At 67.2% G+C, this 17,029-nt stretch carries 20 protein-coding genes; 13 read left to right on the top strand and 7 right to left on the bottom strand.

Annotated features, from left to right (window positions below):
* The first annotated feature begins 135 nt into the window (after positions 1-135).
* The 7 genes from petA (at position 136) to SP5_RS03745 (ending at position 5,646) form a co-directional block, all read left to right on the top strand.
* The gene (petA, locus tag SP5_RS03775; RefSeq protein ID WP_042484248.1) at positions 136-729 is read left to right on the top strand and encodes a ubiquinol-cytochrome c reductase iron-sulfur subunit; all 594 of its coding nucleotides are present in this window, start codon (positions 136-138) and stop codon (positions 727-729) included.
* A gap of 14 nt (positions 730-743) precedes the next feature.
* Positions 744-2,027 (top strand): cytochrome b, encoded by a 1,284-nt coding sequence (locus SP5_RS03770; RefSeq protein WP_042484245.1) that lies wholly within the window; start codon positions 744-746, stop codon positions 2,025-2,027.
* 26 nt (positions 2,028-2,053) lie between these two features.
* Positions 2,054-2,902, top strand: a complete 849-nt coding sequence (locus tag SP5_RS03765) for a cytochrome c1 (protein ID WP_042484242.1) — start codon at positions 2,054-2,056, stop codon at positions 2,900-2,902.
* Positions 2,903-3,161: 259 nt separating this feature from the next.
* On the top strand, positions 3,162-3,698 hold the full coding sequence (locus tag SP5_RS03760) for an adenine phosphoribosyltransferase (protein ID WP_042484237.1): 537 nt from the start codon (positions 3,162-3,164) through the stop codon (positions 3,696-3,698).
* Positions 3,698-4,153: a tRNA (cytidine(34)-2'-O)-methyltransferase gene (locus tag SP5_RS03755; protein ID WP_042484234.1), complete on the top strand. Its 456-nt coding sequence runs from the start codon at positions 3,698-3,700 to the stop codon at positions 4,151-4,153. The genes SP5_RS03760 and SP5_RS03755 overlap by 1 nt, the downstream gene beginning before the upstream one ends.
* 34 nt (positions 4,154-4,187) lie before the next feature.
* The gene (hemF, locus tag SP5_RS03750) at positions 4,188-5,048 is read left to right on the top strand and encodes an oxygen-dependent coproporphyrinogen oxidase (RefSeq protein ID WP_042484231.1); all 861 of its coding nucleotides are present in this window, start codon (positions 4,188-4,190) and stop codon (positions 5,046-5,048) included.
* A gap of 4 nt (positions 5,049-5,052) precedes the next feature.
* Entirely contained in the window at positions 5,053-5,646 is a 594-nt protein-coding gene (locus tag SP5_RS03745) for a GNAT family N-acetyltransferase (RefSeq protein ID WP_042484228.1), read from the top strand.
* Here SP5_RS03745 and SP5_RS03740 read toward each other — a convergent pair.
* Together SP5_RS03740 and SP5_RS03735 are read right to left on the bottom strand one after the other, a co-directional pair.
* On the bottom strand, positions 5,630-6,379 hold the full coding sequence (locus SP5_RS03740) for a hypothetical protein (RefSeq protein ID WP_167334671.1): 750 nt from the start codon (positions 6,377-6,379) through the stop codon (positions 5,630-5,632). The genes SP5_RS03745 and SP5_RS03740 overlap by 17 nt on opposite strands.
* A gap of 13 nt (positions 6,380-6,392) precedes the next feature.
* Positions 6,393-7,241 carry a hypothetical protein gene (locus SP5_RS03735; RefSeq protein WP_157013567.1) on the bottom strand — a complete coding sequence of 283 codons (849 nt, stop codon included), beginning with the start codon at positions 7,239-7,241 and terminating at the stop codon, positions 6,393-6,395.
* A gap of 139 nt (positions 7,242-7,380) precedes the next feature.
* On the opposite strand from SP5_RS03735, the gene lipB reads away from it, so the two are divergent.
* The 4 genes from lipB (at position 7,381) to SP5_RS03715 (ending at position 11,414) form a co-directional block, all read left to right on the top strand.
* Entirely contained in the window at positions 7,381-8,052 is a 672-nt protein-coding gene (lipB, locus tag SP5_RS03730) for a lipoyl(octanoyl) transferase LipB (protein WP_157013566.1), read from the top strand.
* A gap of 90 nt (positions 8,053-8,142) precedes the next feature.
* Positions 8,143-8,415, top strand: coding sequence for a peptidylprolyl isomerase PrsA family protein (locus tag SP5_RS03725; RefSeq protein ID WP_042484220.1), 273 nt, complete (start codon positions 8,143-8,145; stop codon positions 8,413-8,415).
* A gap of 242 nt (positions 8,416-8,657) precedes the next feature.
* A complete protein-coding gene (locus SP5_RS03720; protein WP_042484217.1) occupies positions 8,658-9,368 on the top strand; it encodes a hypothetical protein in 711 nt (236 codons plus the stop codon).
* A 183-nt stretch (positions 9,369-9,551) separates the two neighbouring features.
* Positions 9,552-11,414 (top strand): ABC-F family ATP-binding cassette domain-containing protein, encoded by a 1,863-nt coding sequence (locus SP5_RS03715; protein WP_042484215.1) that lies wholly within the window; start codon positions 9,552-9,554, stop codon positions 11,412-11,414.
* A 268-nt stretch (positions 11,415-11,682) separates the two neighbouring features.
* Here SP5_RS03715 and SP5_RS03710 read toward each other — a convergent pair whose 3' ends face one another.
* Both SP5_RS03710 and SP5_RS03705 read right to left on the bottom strand, forming a co-directional pair.
* Positions 11,683-11,961 (bottom strand): DUF3297 family protein, encoded by a 279-nt coding sequence (locus tag SP5_RS03710; RefSeq protein ID WP_042484212.1) that lies wholly within the window; start codon positions 11,959-11,961, stop codon positions 11,683-11,685.
* A 103-nt stretch (positions 11,962-12,064) separates the two neighbouring features.
* Entirely contained in the window at positions 12,065-12,460 is a 396-nt protein-coding gene (locus tag SP5_RS03705; RefSeq protein ID WP_042484209.1) for a hypothetical protein, read from the bottom strand.
* Between the two features lie 139 nt (positions 12,461-12,599).
* Between SP5_RS03705 and SP5_RS03700 the strand changes: the two genes are divergently transcribed.
* The gene (locus SP5_RS03700; RefSeq protein WP_042484206.1) at positions 12,600-13,001 is read left to right on the top strand and encodes an EVE domain-containing protein; all 402 of its coding nucleotides are present in this window, start codon (positions 12,600-12,602) and stop codon (positions 12,999-13,001) included.
* Between the two features lie 224 nt (positions 13,002-13,225).
* Here the strand turns inward: SP5_RS03700 and SP5_RS03695 are convergent, their stop codons facing one another.
* Genes SP5_RS03695 through SP5_RS03685 form a run of 3 tightly spaced genes read right to left on the bottom strand, consistent with a single transcriptional unit; the run spans position 13,226 to position 15,863 of the window.
* The gene (locus SP5_RS03695) at positions 13,226-14,044 is read right to left on the bottom strand and encodes a shikimate 5-dehydrogenase (RefSeq protein ID WP_042484202.1); all 819 of its coding nucleotides are present in this window, start codon (positions 14,042-14,044) and stop codon (positions 13,226-13,228) included.
* A 60-nt stretch (positions 14,045-14,104) separates the two neighbouring features.
* Positions 14,105-15,172, bottom strand: a complete 1,068-nt coding sequence (locus tag SP5_RS03690; protein ID WP_281177302.1) for an NAD(P)H-dependent flavin oxidoreductase — start codon at positions 15,170-15,172, stop codon at positions 14,105-14,107.
* Positions 15,153-15,863: a c-type cytochrome gene (locus tag SP5_RS03685; protein WP_042484198.1), complete on the bottom strand. Its 711-nt coding sequence runs from the start codon at positions 15,861-15,863 to the stop codon at positions 15,153-15,155. The genes SP5_RS03690 and SP5_RS03685 overlap by 20 nt, the downstream gene beginning before the upstream one ends.
* A 142-nt stretch (positions 15,864-16,005) precedes the next feature.
* Here SP5_RS03685 and SP5_RS03680 point away from each other — a divergent pair, with 142 nt between their 5' ends.
* Positions 16,006-16,896 (top strand): prephenate dehydratase, encoded by an 891-nt coding sequence (locus SP5_RS03680; protein WP_042484196.1) that lies wholly within the window; start codon positions 16,006-16,008, stop codon positions 16,894-16,896.
* Positions 16,897-17,029 lie beyond the last annotated feature (133 nt).

Here is a 17,029-nt window from a genome sequence, read left to right as displayed (position 1 = left end):
CTGACGTACCGTTCATAAGGACGGGCCGTTCATCGAGGACGGGCTTGAGACAGGCGGCGCATGACCGGGGGCAATCCGGCACGACCGTCGGATCGTAGCGTGTCGAACGCGAGCGAAGGTGGAGGGACAGGACGAATGGCGATGACGGAGAACACCGTACCCCCCGGCGAGGCGCCGGAGCCATTCCACGAAGAGGTCCATGATCCCCGTCGCCGCGACTTCATCAATGTCGCCGCCGTGTCTTTCGCGGGTGTCGGCGCACTGGCGATCGTGCTGCCGCTCATCAACCAGATGAACCCCTCGGCCGACGTTCTCGCCCAGTCCACCACCGAGATCGACCTGTCGAAGATCCAGCCGGGCCAGGCGATCAAGGCCAGTTTCCGCAAGCAGCCGCTGTTCGTGCGCAACCTGACGCCCAAGGAAATCGCCGAAGCCAACGCCGTGCCGCTGTCCGAACTGCGCGATCCGCAGACGCTGGCGGAGCGGACCAAGCCGGGCAAGACGAACTGGCTGATCACGCTGGGCGTCTGCACCCATCTGGGCTGCGTGCCGCTGGGCGCGGGCGAGGGCGAGAACAAGGGGCCGTATGGCGGCTATTTCTGCCCCTGCCACGGCTCGGCCTATGACACCGCCGCCCGCATCCGAAAGGGTCCGGCGCCGAAGAACCTGTTCGTGCCCGATTACAAATTCGACAGCGACACGACCGTCACGGTCGGCGCGGCCGCTTAAGGGAGACCCGAGAGATGAGCTTTCCCTGGGCCAAACATTATCAGCCGAAACAGCCGGTCATGCGCTGGCTGGACGAGAAGCTGCCGCTGCCGCGCCTCGTCTACAATGCGGTGGGTGCGGGTTATCCGGTGCCGCGCAACCTGAATTACTTCTGGAATTTCGGCGTGCTGGCGGGGGCCGCCCTCGCCATCCAGATCATCACCGGCGTCGTGCTGGCGATGCATTATGCCGCCAATGCGGGCGTCGCCTTCGACTCGGTCGAAAGCATCATGCGCGACGTGAACGCGGGCTGGTTCCTGCGCTATGCCCACGCCAACGGCGCGTCGATGTTCTTCATCGTCGTCTATACCCATATCTTCCGCGGCCTTTATTACGGATCGTACAAGGCCCCGCGCGAGATGGTGTGGCTGCTCGGCGTGGTCATCTTCCTCCTGATGATGGCGACGGCCTTCATGGGCTATGTGCTCCCCTGGGGGCAGATGAGCTTCTGGGGGGCGCAAGTCATCACCGGCTTCTTCTCGGCGATCCCACTGGTCGGCGATACCATCCGCATCTGGCTGCTGGGCGGCTTCGCGCCGGACAATGCCGCGCTGAACCGCTTCTTCTCGCTCCACTATCTGCTGCCCTTCGTGATCGCGGGCGTCATCATCCTGCACATCTGGGCGCTGCACATTCCGGGTTCCAACAACCCGACCGGCGTGGACGTGAAGGGCGAGCAGGATACCGTGCCCTTCCACCCCTATTACACCGCCAAGGATGCGGTGGGTCTGGGCGTGTTCCTGCTGGTCTTCGCCAGCCTGCTGTTCTTCTTCCCCAATTATCTGGGGCACCCGGACAATTATATCCCGGCCAACCCGCTCTCGACCCCGGCGCATATCGTGCCCGAATGGTATTTCTGGCCCTTCTACGCGATCCTGCGCGCCTTCACCGCCGACTTCATCCTGCCCGCCAAGCTGTGGGGCGTGCTGGCGATGTTCGGGTCGATCCTGCTGCTGTTCTTCCTCCCCTGGCTGGACAGCTCGCCGGTGCGGTCGAACAATTTCCGGCCCAAGGCGCGGGTCGCCTTCTGGGTGCTGGTCGTCGACGTCCTGCTGCTCGGCTGGTGCGGCGGCTCGCCCGCAACGCCTTTCTTCATCATCCTCAGCCAGCTGACGGCGGCCTATTATTTCCTCCATTTCCTGGTGATCCTGCCCTGGATCGCCCGGACGGAGCGCCCCACGCCCCTGCCCAACTCGATCACCGAAGCCGTGCTGTCCAAGCATGGCGGGACCGCACCCACCAAGTCGGCCCTGGCCTGACCCGAACCGAAAGAGGATAGCTGAACATGGTTCGTGGCATCGCATTCCTGGTCGGGGCGGCCTTCACCTTCGTCCTCGCCATCGCGCTGTGGGGCAGCGTCTCGGGGCTCGTCTCAGAGCCGCCCGTCCCCACCGCCGAGGAGGAGTTCCACCTTCACCCCAAGCCCGCGCATCTGGCGTCAGACGGCATTTTCGGCCGCTTCGACCGCCGCCAGCTCCAGCGTGGTTTCCAGATCTACAAGGAGGTCTGCGCGGCCTGCCACTCGCTGCGGCTGGTCGCGTTCCGCGACCTGAAGGACCTGGGCTATACCGACCCCGAGATGAAGGCGATCGCCAACCAGTGGGTGATCGAACAGCCCAGCATCAACCCGGAGACGGGCGAGGCGACGACACGCAAGAACGTCCCCGCCGACCGCTTCCCCTCGCCCTTCGCCAACGAGGTGGCGGCGCGCGCGGCAAACAACAACGCCCTGCCGCCCGACCTGTCGCTGATGGCCAAGGCGCGGCATGACGGCGGCAACTATATCTACTCGCTGGTCGGCCCCGACGCCTATCGCCCGCAGCCCGCCGAGCTGTTGCGCAAGTTCCCCGACGCCAAGACGCCGACCGGGCTGCACTATAACCCATACTTCGCGAACCTGAACATCGCGATGCCGCCGCCGCTGACCTCGGATGGCCAAGTGCAATATGCCGACGGCACGCTGGCCAGCCGCGACCAGATGGCCAAGGACGTCGCCGCCTTCCTGACCTGGACCGCCGAGCCCAAGCTGGAATCGCGTCACGCGGCCGGGATCGGGGCGTTCGTCTTCATCCTGATCTTCTGCTTCCTGGCCTGGGGCGCGTATCAGAATGTCTGGCGCGACGTGAAACACTGAGATCGGGAAAGCCCGATGTGAGAGAACTGGGGCGGTTTCCGACAAGGGAGCCGCCCTTTTTATTGGGGTCAGCTCCGACCTCACTCGCCCCAGTTTCCTCGATCCGTTCGGGCTGAGCGAAGTCGAAGCCCACGCTCCGGCCTCTCCGCCCTTGGCAGAGGGATTCCCTTGGCCTTCGACTTCGCTCAGGCTGAACGGAAGTGATGGAGTTCGGGCCTCCCCCTTTACCCCCGCGCCCCACAGGCCCATTACGCCCCTCATGAGCGCCAATGACGACCTGAAAGCCCTGATCCGCACGATCCCGGACTTCCCCAAGCCCGGCATCCAGTTCCGCGACATCACCACCCTGCTCCTCGATCCCAAAGGCTTCGCGCAGACGATCGAACGGATGGCCGCCGCGACACGCGGGACCGTCGATCTGGTCGCCGGGATCGAGGCGCGGGGCTTCCTCTTCGCCGCTGCGCTCGCCTTGCCGCTGAAGGCGGGCGTGCTGCTGATCCGCAAGGACGGCAAGCTGCCCGGCGCGACCATCGCCGAGGATTATGCGCTGGAATATGGCCAGGACCGCATCGCCATCCACGAGGATGCGCTGGTCCCCGGTGCCCGCGTGCTGCTGGTCGACGATCTGATCGCCACCGGCGGCACCGCGCGCGCCGCTGTCCGGCTGATCCGCAAGGCGGGGGGCGTGGTCGAGCAGGCGCAGTTCCTGGTCGACCTGCCCGATCTGGGCGGCGCCGATGCCCTGCGCAAGGAAGACATCGCGGTCGATGCGCTGCTGTCCTTCCCCGGCCACTGATGCGGCTCGCGCTGCATGAGCCCGATATCGCGGGCAATGTTGGCACGCTGATCCGCACCGCGACCTGTTTCGGCGTCGCGGTCGACCTGATCGAGCCGATGGGCTTTCCTTATTCCGACCGCGCGCTTGCCCGATCGGCGATGGATTATGCCGCCCTGGCCGAGGTGGTGCGCCATGCCGATTGGGACGCCTTTCACGCCACGACGCGCGGGCGGATCGTGCTGGCCACGACGCTGGGCGCGATCCCGCTGCCCGAGATGGTGTTCCGCCCCGACGATGTGATCCTGCTCGGCTCCGAGGGCGCGGGCGTGCCGGAAGCGGTTCATAACGCCGCCGATATCCGCGTCCGCGTGCCGATGCGGGCCGGGGTCCGCTCGCTCAACGTCGCGATCACCGGCGGGATTCTGCTGGCCGAGGCACGCCGCCAGACGGGTTGGGATCAAATGCCGGGTTGACCCTGCCCCCCGCCCCCGCCCAGAACGCCGGGCGATGAACAGCCGCACCCCCGACATCGCGCTCGACGCCGAGCAGGACGCCGCCCGCCTCTGGTTCGAATCCCTGCGCGACCGGATCTGCGCCGAGTTCGAGGCAATCGAGCGTGAAGCGGGGTCGGACGCCGCCTTCGACTACACCGCCTGGGACCGCGCCGACCCCAGCGGCGAGCCCGGCGGCGGCGGCGTGCGCGGGGTGATGAAGGGCCGCGTCTTCGAGAAGGTCGGTGTCAACGTCTCGACCGTCGGCGGCACCTTCGAGGGGCCGTTCGCCAAGACCATCCACGGCGCGGGCGACGATCCGCGCTTCGTGGCCACCGGCATCAGCCTGGTCGCGCATATGGCCAACCCGCATGTCCCCGCGGTCCATATGAACACCCGCTTCCTGACCACCACCAAGCGCTGGTTCGGCGGCGGCGCGGACCTGAACCCGCCGCTGCCCATCGCGGAGGACACCGCCGATTTCCACGCCCGGCTGAAGGCCGCGTGCGACGCGCATGATCCCGACCATTATCCCCGGTTCAAGGCCTGGGCGGACGAGTATTTCTACATCCCCCATCGCCAGGTGCATCGCGGCGTGGGCGGCATCTTCTACGATCATCTGGAGGGCGATTTCGACGGCCATTTCGCCTTCACCCGCGATGTCGGCGAGGCGTTCCTGGACGTCTTCCCGCGCATCGTCCGGCGGCGCATGGGCCTGTCCTTCACCGAGGCGGACCGGGCGCAGATGCTGGCGTGGCGCGGGCGCTATGCCGAGTTCAACCTGGTCTATGACCGGGGCACGTTGTTCGGGCTGAAGACCGGCGGCAATATCGATGCGATCCTGATGAGCCTGCCGCCGCTGGCGACGTGGGAATAAGCCCATGGCGCTGATCCCCGTCGACCCCGCCGAGATCGCCACCATCGTCACCACGCTGGAGATGCGCGAGCGGCCACGCCCCCGCCCCCTGCCCGCCGCGCCGCTGCAACTGGTCGCCTGGGGCAAGCCCGATCCGGCGAAGTATCGCATGCTGTTCCAGCGTGTGGGCGCGCCCTGGCTCTGGTTCTCGCGGCTGGTGATGGACGATGCGACGCTGACCGCGATCATCCACGATCCCGCCGTCGCGGTCTTCGCCGTCGTCGACCGGGCGGGGATCGAGGTCGGGCTGCTCGAACTCGATCATCGCACGGATGGGGAATGCGAGATCGGCTATTTCGGGCTGATCCCCGAGCTGGCGGGGCAAGGCCATGGCCGCTGGCTGATGGCGCAGGCGCTGATGCGCGCCTGGACCGCGAAGGTCGAACGGGTGTGGGTGCATACCTGCACGCTCGACCACCCGTCCGCGCTGAATTTCTATCGCAGGCAGGGCTTCGTGCCCGTGTCGCGCGCGATCGAGACGTTTCGCGATCCACGTGCGCTGGGCGTCCTGCCCGAGGACGCCGCGCCGCAAATCCCCCGGCTCAGCCCGCGCGATTGACCAGGCGGCGATAGGCCGCGACCGACACCAGCGCCTGGGCGAGCCCCGCCGCCATCGCCACCGCCGCCGATCCGGCCTGGAGCAGCGCGACCGCGACCGGATTGCCCGCACCATCGCCCTGCACAGCCTCGATCAACGCCAGGAAGGGCTGCGCCGCGATCATGCCGCCCAGATAGGTGCAGGACGCCAGCGCCGCCATCGACAGGCCCGTGCCCCGCGTCAGCGACACCGAACGGGCCAGCGCCGCCATGGCGGGCATACGCCGCTCGGCGAACAGCACCGGGCCGACCAGCAGCAACCGCCCGGCCACATACAGCCCCGGCAGGATGTAGAGCAGCATCCCCGCCCCCACCGGCAGCGCGACCAGGATCATCGCCAGCAGGAAGCGCGGCGCCATCCGCAATGCGCGGCCCAGCGCTTCACCGACCGTTACCGGCCCGCCGAGGGTCAGTGCCAGGATCGCCGCCGTCCCGATCAGGCCGACCGCATAGCTGGCGAAATACCAGCCGCCATAATGGCCCGCCCAGGCCCCGACCGAATCGATCCAGGCCATGGCGCGCGCGGTCGCCTCGCCACCCTCGGTCTCGGGCAGCGGCGGCGCAGGCACCAGCAGCCCCAGCGTAAAGGCGGGCCAGAACAGGAAGGGCGCGGACAGGCGGATCAGCAGCACGCGATCGCGGCGGAACACGGCCCACGCATCCCGCAGGGTGGCGACGACATCCAGTTTCATCACAAGGCCCGTTTCATCACAGGGACGAACCGACCTCTCCACGATGCGCCTGCTCGCCCGCCGTCGCGACGTACAGCCGCGCGACGAAGACATAGGCCAGCGTCATGAACCCCGCGCTGACCACCGATCCGAGCAGTGCCGCCAGCCGGACGGCGGTCAACGCCTGATCCGCGCCCAGCGCCAGACGAAGCGCCGCGCCGGTGACGCCCTGCACCGCCAGCGTCGCGACCAGCATGACCACCCCGAACAGCAGGAACACGCCGATCAGCCGCCAGGTCAGCCCCTGCGTCAGCGCGATGGAGCGACGGATCGCCCCCAGTCCGCGCCGCTCGTTCAGCACCACGGCATAGATCAGCATCAACCGCGCCGCGAGCCACAGCGACGCCACCATGATCGTCAGGCCGTACAGGATCAGGAACAACGCCGCGCCGCCGCTCATCGACGGCAATTTGGACGGGTCGCCGTTCGCTGCGACCGCGGCGGCGAAGTTGAAATGCGAAAGCCCCAGCACGACGACCATCACCAGCACGACGAGCGCAAAGGCGAAACCGATCGCCAGGGCGACGCCCAGCACCGGCCACATCCGGCGAAGGCCCGCGCGCGACGCGGCGGCACTGGTCGTCGCCGGATGGGTCGCCAGCGCCATGATGGCCAGCTGTGCCCAGATGCCCAGCAGCGCGGACAGGACGATCAACCCCAGCCCCGTCACCCCCATGGACGGCTGGGTGGCTCCGGACGGCAGCAGCACGATCTGCAACACGCCCGGTAGGACGAAGCCGATCAGGGCAAAGGGGGCCATCATCCCGGCCCTGCCCGTCAGCACCTGCTGCGTGCTGTCCCACACCGTTCCGATCCTGACGGTCATGCTACCTCCCTTGGCGGCCCACCCCGTCCGCCTGTCCCGGTCTGCCTAAACGATTGCCGGATGCAAAGCCATCATGCCAGGACCGGCTGGTTGCGGAGCGCTTGCATCGACGCACCGCCGGGCGCAAGGACAAGGAATCGTGACCCATAATCCTGACATGCCCGATATCGAATGGCGGATCAGCCCGGGCCTGACCCCCTATGACCAGTCGCTCGCCGAGATGGAGGCGCGCGCCGCCGCCGTGGTGGCGGGCGAAGCGCGGGAGCTTGTCTGGCTGCTCGAACATCCGCCCGTCTATACCGCCGGGACCAGCGCCGACCCGGTCGAGCTGGTCGATCCGCGTTTCCCGGTGTTCCAGACCGGGCGCGGCGGGAAATATACCTATCACGGCCCCGGCCAGCGGACCGGCTATCTGGTCCTGGACCTCAACAAGCGCGGGCGCGACGTACGGCATTTCGTCCATACGCTGGAGGACTGGCTGATCGCCGCGCTGGGGCGGCTGGGGGTCAACGCGTTCCGTGCCGAGGGGCGGGTCGGCATCTGGACCCGCGACGGCGGCCCGGAGGCGAAGGTCGGCGCGATTGGTGTGCGCGTGCGTCGCTGGGTAACACTGCACGGCTTTGCGATCAACGTCGCGCCCGACCTGTCCCATTTCGGGGGGATCGTGCCCTGCGGCCTCGCGGAATTCCCGGTGACCAGCCTTTTTGCGTTGAACGGCGTCAAGTCGTTGGAAACCTTTGACGAGGCGCTTGCGTTCAGCTTTCCGGCTTTCCTCAACGATCTCGACGCGGTGCGACAAAACGAGGCTTGAGGACCAGACGGTATCCGATTAATGTCCACCCCGATTTGGGTAATAGGGCCAGCAAGCCGTTCCAAATCCATAATATCAAGGGAGCTTCCAATGCGTGCAATCATCTCCAAGGTCCTGACGGGCTCGATCATCGCCGGCGCGGCGCTCGCGGTTTCGGCTTGCGGCTCGAAGACCGAGAACACCACCGACGCGAACATGACCACCGAAATGAACGCTTCGGAAGGCATGGACACCGCCACCGACAACATGACCGCCGTCGACGGCACCATGAACGGTGGCATGATGGCCAACGACACCACCATGTCGAACGACATGATGATGGCCAACGACACGATGATGACCAACGCGACCAACGCGATGTAATCATCGTCGGGGTCATCCCGACGAAGGGGGCCGTCCGGGCGACCGGGCGGCCCCTTTTTCATGGGTGCTCCCCAAATGTTCGCGATGACGGGCGGGGCAAACGCCGGATTTCGCTATGTTTCCGTAACGACCGATCGCGCATGAACGATGGCCGTGCGGGCGTAATTCCGTTTGGGAAAAAAGCCGGAAAGCGTTATGTTTCGGGACGCTCGAAGGCCCTACGGGGGAAGGATCGGAACACAATGAAAGTGGTGCGTACCGCGCTGGTAGCTGGCGTGGCGTTTTGGGGGATGGGTGCCGCGGCGCCCGCATCGGCGCAATTCTTCCTGCAGCCCTATAATTTCCAGGGAAAGCCCGTCCAGGGCGACGAACCCGGCATCGGCCAGCCGCTGCCCGGCGCGACCCCGGCGGAGTTGCGCGCGGGCCTGCTGTGGAACATGCGCGCCGCGCTCAACGTCGCCGCGCTGCAATGCCAGTTCGAACCGATGCTGACGACCGTTTCCAACTATAACGCGACGCTGAAGGATCACGAGGCCGAGCTGAAGGGCGCGTTCGACACGCTGGGCGCCTATTTCAAGCGGCAGAACAAGTCGGTGAAGGCCGGGCAGGACGCGCTCGACCAATATGGCACGCGCACCTATGCCAGCTTCTCGTCGGTGTCGGGACAGCTGGGCTTCTGCACCACGGCGGCGTCGATCCTGCATCAGGCAGTGTTCACCCCGCGCGGCCATCTGGGCGAGCTGGCGGTCGACCGGATGCGCGAGCTGCGCAACAGCCTGGTCCCGTACGGCGAGCAGCGTTTCCCGCGCTATATCGGGCGCGAGCAGCATATCGTCGCCACCATGCCGCGCCTGGATGCGCTGTGCTGGAACAAGAAGGCGGAATGGGTCGTCAAGAAGTGCGGCATCCAGAACTGGCCGCCCGCCGGCGCGACCAGCCTGGCGGCGCGCTAAGACCAAATCCTCCCCGGCACGGGGAGGTGGCAGGCCGCAGGCCTGACGGAGGGGGGCTTCCACTACGGATGCCCTGTGTGGAACGCCCCCTCCACCACCGCTTCGTGGCGGTCCCCCTCCCCGTACCGGGGAGGATGAAAGCCCCCCTCCCCATCCGCGCCATAATTTGCTAGGCGCGCGGCCATGCTCAATCTGAATGGCATCACCGTGCGCCTGGGCGGCCGCACGATCCTCGACGGTGCATCCGCCGCACTCCCCCCCGGCAGCCGGGTTGGCCTGATCGGTCGTAACGGTGCGGGCAAATCGACGCTCGTCCGCGTGATTGCGGGTCAGCTGGAGGCCGATGACGGCGCGTGCGAGATGCCGAAGGGCGCCAAGCTCGGCTATATCGCGCAGGAGGCGCCCGACGGCAGCGCCACCCCGTTCGAGACGGTGCTGGCCGCCGACATCGAGCGCGCCGAACTGATGGAGCGAAGCGAGACCGAGAGCGATCCGGAAAAGCTGGGCGATATCTATGAGCGCCTGATCGCGATCGACGCCTATACCGCCCCCGCGCGCGCCTCCAGCATCCTGCAAGGCCTGGGTTTCGACGAGGCGATGCAGGCGCGGCCGCTGTCCAGCTATTCGGGCGGCTGGAAGATGCGCGTGGCGCTGGCGGCGTTGCTCTTCTCCGCGCCCGACGTGCTGCTGCTCGACGAGCCGTCGAACCACCTCGACCTCGAAGCGGTGATGTGGCTGGAGGATTTCCTCAAATCCTATCGCGCGACGATCCTGCTGGTCAGCCATGAGCGCGATTTCCTGAACAACGTCGTCGACCATATCCTGCACCTGCAGGGCGGCAAGGTGACGCTCTATCCAGGCGGGTACGACTCGTTCGAGCGCCAGCGTGCCGAGCGGATGGCGCAGCTCGCCGCCGCCAAGGCGAATCAGGATGCGCAGCGCGCCAAGTTGCAGGACTATATCGCCCGCAACTCGGCCCGCGCCTCGACCGCCAAGCAGGCGCAGAGCCGCGCCAAGATGCTGTCGAAGATGCAGCCGATCGCCGAGATGGCGAATGATCCGTCGCTGTCCTTCGACTTCCCCGATCCCGACCAGCTGCGCCCGCCGCTCATCACGCTGGACCTGGCGAGCGTGGGCTATGCCGAGACGCCGATCCTGAAGCGGCTGAACCTGCGCATCGACCCGGACGACCGGATCGCGCTGTTGGGTCGCAACGGCAACGGCAAGACGACGCTGGCCCGCCTGCTCGCCGCGCAGCTGACGCCGATGGAAGGCGACATGAACTCGAGCGGCAAGATGCGCGTCGGTTACTTTACCCAGTATCAGGTCGAGGAACTCGACACCGACGACACCCCGCTGGAGCATATGACGCGTATCATGCGCGGCGCGACCCCGGCGGCGGTGCGCGGGCAGCTCGGCCGGTTCGGCTTTTCGGGCGACAAGGCGACGACCAAGGTCGGCAAGCTGTCGGGCGGCGAGCGTGCGCGTCTGGCGCTGGCGCTCATCACCCGTGACGCGCCGCACATGCTGATCCTCGACGAGCCGACCAACCACCTCGACGTCGACGCGCGCGAGGCGCTGGTCCAGGCGCTCAACATGTACAAGGGCACGGTCGTGCTGGTCAGCCATGATCGCCACATGCTGGAAATGACGGCGGACCGGCTGGTGCTGGTCGACAATGGCACGGCGAAGGAGTTCGACGGATCGCTCGACGATTACATCGCCTTCGTGCTGAAGGGTGACGCGGGCCAGGGCGACGCCGCGTCCAAGGCGGACCGGGCGGCGAACAAGAAGGCCTCGGCCGAGCAGCGCGAGCGCTTCAACGCGATGAAGAAGACGCTGCGCGGCATCGAGGACGAGATGGCCAAGCTGACCCGCGAGCGCGACGCGCTGGACAAGGCGATGAACGACCCGGCGGCGGCCGAACCGCGCCATGCGAAACTGTCGATGGGCGAGCTGAACAAGCGGCGTGCCGAGGTGGTCGACAAGCTGGCCGAAGCGGAAGTGCGCTGGATGGAAGCCGGGGAGGCGATGGAGGCGGCGTGATGCCCGCCATCCGTTCGCACTGAGCGAAGTCGAAGTGCGGTGAGGAATTCCCTTGGCCTTCGACTTCGCTCAGCCTGAACGGAGGTTGGGTACTCACCCTCCCTTATCACAGGCGTACCCCGGCGAAGGCCGGGGTCCAGTTTCTGCGAAGTCGGCGGCGCGCGATTTGATGAGGGGGAGGCGATGGCCCACCACCCTTGATACGCTGCGCAACTGTACCCCGGCCATCGCCGGGGTACGCCTGACAATGCCGGGGCAGGCCCGGTAATTAAGCTTCGGTTTCTTCCGAACCCTCTTCGGCACCGTCGGCCGGATTTTCGATCCACGCCTCGACCTCGCCGTTCAGCTTCAGGGTCAGCGGGCGGCCATGGCGATCGACCTTCTTGCCCAGTGCGACGCGAATCCAGCCTTCGGAAATGCAATATTCCTCGACGTCGCGGCGTTCATTGCCCTTGAAGCGGATGCCGACCCCACGCGAGAGGAGGTCCTGGTCGAAATAGGGGCTGTCCGGGTTGGTGGACAGGCGATCGGGAACGGTATCGGTCATGGCTTGGCCTTAACGCCGACTCGGGGGCGCTGCCAAGCAGGGCTCCCAAGAAAAAGCCCAAAGAAAAACGGCGCCGGGATCGCTCCCGACGCCGCCAAAGGCCTTAGTTGCAGACCTGAACCTGTACATTGCGACCCCAATAGGGGTCCCAGCGCCAGTCGTTCCAGCAGCGCGGCGCATAGCTGCGATACTCATATTGATAGACCGGCGGCGGGGGCGGCGGCGCGTAATAGGGATCATAGCCCCGGTTGTAATAATAGCCGCGATCGACATAGCGCGGCTGGTTGCTGCTCGCGATGGCCGCGCCGACGCCCAGACCGACGATACCGCCCAGCAGCGCGCCCGCGACGGCATCGCCGCCCCGGTCACGATGGTAATAGCCGCCATAACCACCACCCCAGCCACGGCCCCAACGCTGTGCCTCGGCCGGCGGCGCCGCCGTCAGCGCGGTGGCGCCCAAGGCGAGGCCCAGTCCCAGCTTCTTCCAAACTCCGTTCATACCGAACCTCCGATACTGATACGCCCGGTCCGCTGATCGCAAAACGCGCAGGCGGCGTCCGTGTTGCCTTCCCTGCCACTATGGGGCTGAATGGACACGGAATGTGGCGTTTAGGCGCGGTTCAGGAGGGAAAGCGGAAATGGGATACTGGCTGCTGAAGTCGGAGCCGGACAGCTATGGCTGGGACGATCTGGTCCGGGACGGGCGGACCGAATGGGACGGCGTGCGCAACGCCGTCGCCGCCGGGCATTTGCGGGCGATGCAGCCGGGCGACTCGGTGCTTTTCTATCATAGCGGCAAGGACAAGGCGGCGGTCGGCATCGCGACGATCACCCGCGCCGCCAAACCCGATGGCGATGACGGGCGCTGGGTCTCGGTGGAGATCGCCCCCGACCGCCCGCTGCCCCGCCCCGTCACGCTGGCCGCGATGAAGGCCGAAGTCAGGCTCGCGGCTTTACCGATGCTGCGTCAGTCGCGGCTCTCCGTATCGCCGGTGGGCGAGGCGGAATGGGCGGTGTTGATGGCGATGGCAGAACTTTAGGGCGCGATGGCATGGGATCGAACCAAGCCTGGCCCCTCCCCTTCAGGGGAGGGGGTGGGGTGGGACATCGCCACAGGCCGGGCGTTTGCGGAAACGCCCCACCCCCTGCCCCTCCCCTGAAGGGGAGGGGTGGATCAAGCTGATGCCATCATGCTTCAAATCCTCCTCTGCAAAGGGAGGTGGCAGCGCGCAGCGGATGGTCGCCCTCCCCGTGCCGGGGAGGATCAGCCCATGCGATAGGCGTAATCGGCGGCCTCTTGCACCTGCTCGGGCGTGGGTCGGACGCCGGTATAGAGCACGAACTGCTCCAGCGCCTGGATGGTCGCGACCTGGGTGCCGGTGATCACCCGCTTGCCCAGCCCCCGCGCCATGGACAGGAAGCGCGTCTCAGGCGGATATTGTACCACGTCGAAGGCGATCTCGGCACGGTCGATCATCGCCTCCGGGAAGGCGAGCTGATCCTCATCGCCCCCGGTCATGCCGATCGGCGTGACGTTGATGAGCAGCGGCGCCCCCTTATCCAACTCCGCCGACCAGCCGAAACCATAAAGCGCGGCCAATTCGCGCCCGACCGCCTCGTTGCGCGCGACGATAGTCCCGTTCGCGAAACCCGCGTCGCGCAAGGCTGCCGCCACCGCCTTGGCCATGCCGCCCGATCCGCGCAGGACGAAGGGTGTGGAGGGATCGATATCGGCGATCAGCTCGACCACGGCGGCATAGTCGGTGTTGTAGCCGGTCAGCCGCCCATCATCATTGACGATGGTATTGACGCTGTCGATCGCCGCCGCCGACCCCGCCAGCCCGTCGAGCATCGGAATCACCGCCTCCTTGAACGGCATCGAAATCGCGCAACCCCGGATATTCAGCGCCCGAATCCCGCCGACCGCCGCCGCCAGATCGGTCGTGCTGAACGACTTGTAGACATAGTCCAGCCCGGTCAGCTCATAGAGCCGGTTGTGGAAGCGCGACCCGAAATTGCCGGGCCGCGCCGACAGCGACATGCACAGCCGCGTGTCGCGACCGATGGGGGGTTTGGTGGTCATGTCACGGGTTTAGCGGAGTGTTGGGGGAGTGCATCCCTTGGCCGATGCCCACGCCTCGCCCTATCCTCGCATCTCTCCCGCAATCGCCCGAACCAGTTCCGCTGCGGGCCGGGCACGAGCCAATGGCGCCCCCTGCCCCGCCCATTGCGCGCCATAGCCGCCCTCTCCCCGCGCCTTGGCGGCCGCATTCAGCGCCTTTCCCGCATCATAGGCGATCGGATAATCCGGCACCGCCACCGGCAAAGCCTCCCCCATCGCGGTGAAGCGATTGGGCAAGCAGCGCGCCGGACGCCCCGAGATCGCACGGGTCATCACCGTATGCGCGGCCCCCTCGCCCATCAGGGCAGCGCGATACGCCGCATCCGCCGCGCTCTCGGGACAAGCGATGAACGCCGTCCCCAGCTGCGCCGCCACCGCCCCCAGCGCGATAGCGGCCGACACGCCCGCACCGTCCATGATCCCGCCTGCCGCGATCACCGGCCGCCGCGTCCGCATCACCAGCAAGCGGGTCAGCGCCAGCGTACCCAGCCGGTCGTCGGGCGCATCGGGATCGAAAATCCCGCGATGGCCGCCCGCCTCATAGCCTTGCGCCACCAGCATATCGATCCCGGCACGCTCGGCGGCCTGCGCCTCGGCCAGCGAGGTCACGCTGGCCAGCAACAGGCATCCCGCCTGTTTCAGCGCGGCGATGCGGGGACCATCGGGCAGGCCGAAGTGAAAGCTGACCACCGCCGGTTTCGCCGCGACCAGCAGCGCCAGCATGGCATCGTCCTGCGCGAAGCTCGGATAGATCGCCCGCAACGCTGCTGGTGGCTGGGTGTCGAACGCCGCAAAGGCGGGGCGCAGCGCCTCGCACCACGCCGTCTCGCGCGCCGGATCGGGCTCGGGCGGCGCATGGACAAAGAGGTTGACGTTGAACGGCCTTTCGGTCCGCTCACGCGTCTCGGCGATCATCCGGGCGGCCGCATCGGCGTCGCCAGCCCCGAGCGCGATCGCGCCCAGACCGCCGCCCGCATTCACCGCTGTGGCCATGGCGGGGGTCGACACCCCCGCCATCGGCGCCTGCAGGATCGGAACGTCGAGGGTCAGCCGATCCCGCGCACCCGTATCAGCGCGGTGCCTTGGCACCTTCCACCGCCGCTTGCGGATCGACCGAGGGCGCGCCCTTGGCGGGCGTGCCGGTATTGGCGATCGATCCGGTGTCGGCGCGCGGATCTTCCTCGACCTTGTTGACCGCCGGGTCCGTGCCGTTCGCAGGCGCGTCGCCCGCCGCCGGTTCCGCCTTGGCGGCCGGGGCCGCCGGAAGCGGAAGGTTCGATCCCTGCTGGTTGAGGTACAGGATCACGTTCGCGCGGTCCTGCGGATTGGACAGCCCGGCAAAGGTCATCTTGGTGCCGGGCGCGAATTTGCGCGGGGACGTCAGCCACGCGTTCATCTTGTCCCAGTCCCATTTGCCGCCGACCGCCTTCAGCGCGTCGGAAAAGGCGAAGCCCGCTTTCCCCTGCGCAATGGCCTCACCCATGGTGGCATAGAGATTGGGTCCGATGCCGTTCGCGCCACCCTGGTTGATGGTGTGGCACGCGGCGCATTTCTTGAAGACTTCGGCGCCCTTGGCTGCGTCCGCGGTGGGCAGCAACGAGGCGATCGGCACTTCGGCGGCACCGCCACCCGCGCCTTCGGCCTCCACGCCCTCGATCGCATAGCCCATTTTTTCGGGGCGTTCCTCGTGGAAGATCATGCCGCCGACGATCGAAAGGCCCAATGCCGTGCCTGCCGCACCCAGCACCCATCCCGCGATCGTATTGGTCTTTAGGTCCATCGCGTTTCGCTGCCCCGCCAATATCTCTCCTGAACGGGGACCTTAGGTGCGGCTTTCGCGAACGGCAAGTTCTGCTTCCTTGCTTCTGCTTCCGCGCCGCTTCCCTTGATCGTGCCGCGCGGGCGCTTTACGCCGCACGCCCATGGAGAATTACGCCGCCCCCGCCCGCCCCATCGTCGAGGCGATGACCGCCGCCGCGCTGGCCGAACCGGCCCGCGCCGTCGCCTTTCAGGGTGCGCCGGGCGCCAACAGCCATGTCGCCGCGACCGAGGTGTTCCCGGACGGCCTGCCCTTGCCCTGCTTCGATTTCGCCGACGCGCTGGACGCGGTGAAGAGCGGCAAGGCCGACCGCGCGATCATTCCCATCGAGAATTCGCTGCACGGGCGCGTCGCCGACATCCATTTCCTGCTGCCCGAATCCGGGCTGGTCATCACCGGCGAGCATTTCCTCTCGATCCGCCACGCGCTGATGGCGACGGGCGGGCGCGACGGGCTGGTCGAGGCGATGAGCCATCCTCAGGCGCTGGGCCAGTGCCGCCACTGGCTGCGCGCGCATGGCATCCGTCCCATCGCCTATGCCGACACGGCGGGCGCGGCGGCGCGGGTGGCGGAGATGGCCGACCCGCGCGTCGCAGCCCTTGCCCCGCCGCGCGCCGCCGAACTCTATGGCCTGAACCTGCTGGCCGAGGATATCTCGGACGCCGACAGCAACATGACCCGCTTCGTCGCGCTGGCGCGGGGCGGCCAGCCGCCGGTCGGCGACGGGCCGTGGATGACCAGCCTGATCTTCGAGGTGAAGAATATTCCCGCTGCGCTCTACAAGGCGATGGGCGGCTTCGCGACCAACGGCGTCAACATGACCAAGCTGGAAAGCTATCAGCGTGGCGGCAGTTTTGCCGCGACGGAATTCTATTGCGACGTGGTCGGGCGCCCGGGCGAAGCGGCGTTCGACCGGGCGATCGAGGAGCTGGGGTTCCACAGCAAGTGGGTGCGGATGCTGGGCACCTACGCCCAGGCGCGGGAGCGGGGGTAAAATCCTCCCCGGTGCGGGGAGGGGGACCGCCGCGAAGCGGTGGTGGAGGGGGGCTACCACACAGGACGTCCTTTAAAGGCGCGCCCCCTCCGACAGGGCTACGCCCTGCCACCTCCCCGCGAGCGGGGAGGAT

Origin of the sequence: Sphingomonas parapaucimobilis NBRC 15100 (assembly GCF_000787715.1) — a bacterium.
Classification (GTDB): Bacteria; Pseudomonadota; Alphaproteobacteria; order Sphingomonadales; family Sphingomonadaceae; genus Sphingomonas; species Sphingomonas parapaucimobilis.
The sequence above is the reverse complement of the archived record's forward strand: the minus strand, read 5'-3'. Positions and strand labels throughout refer to the sequence as shown.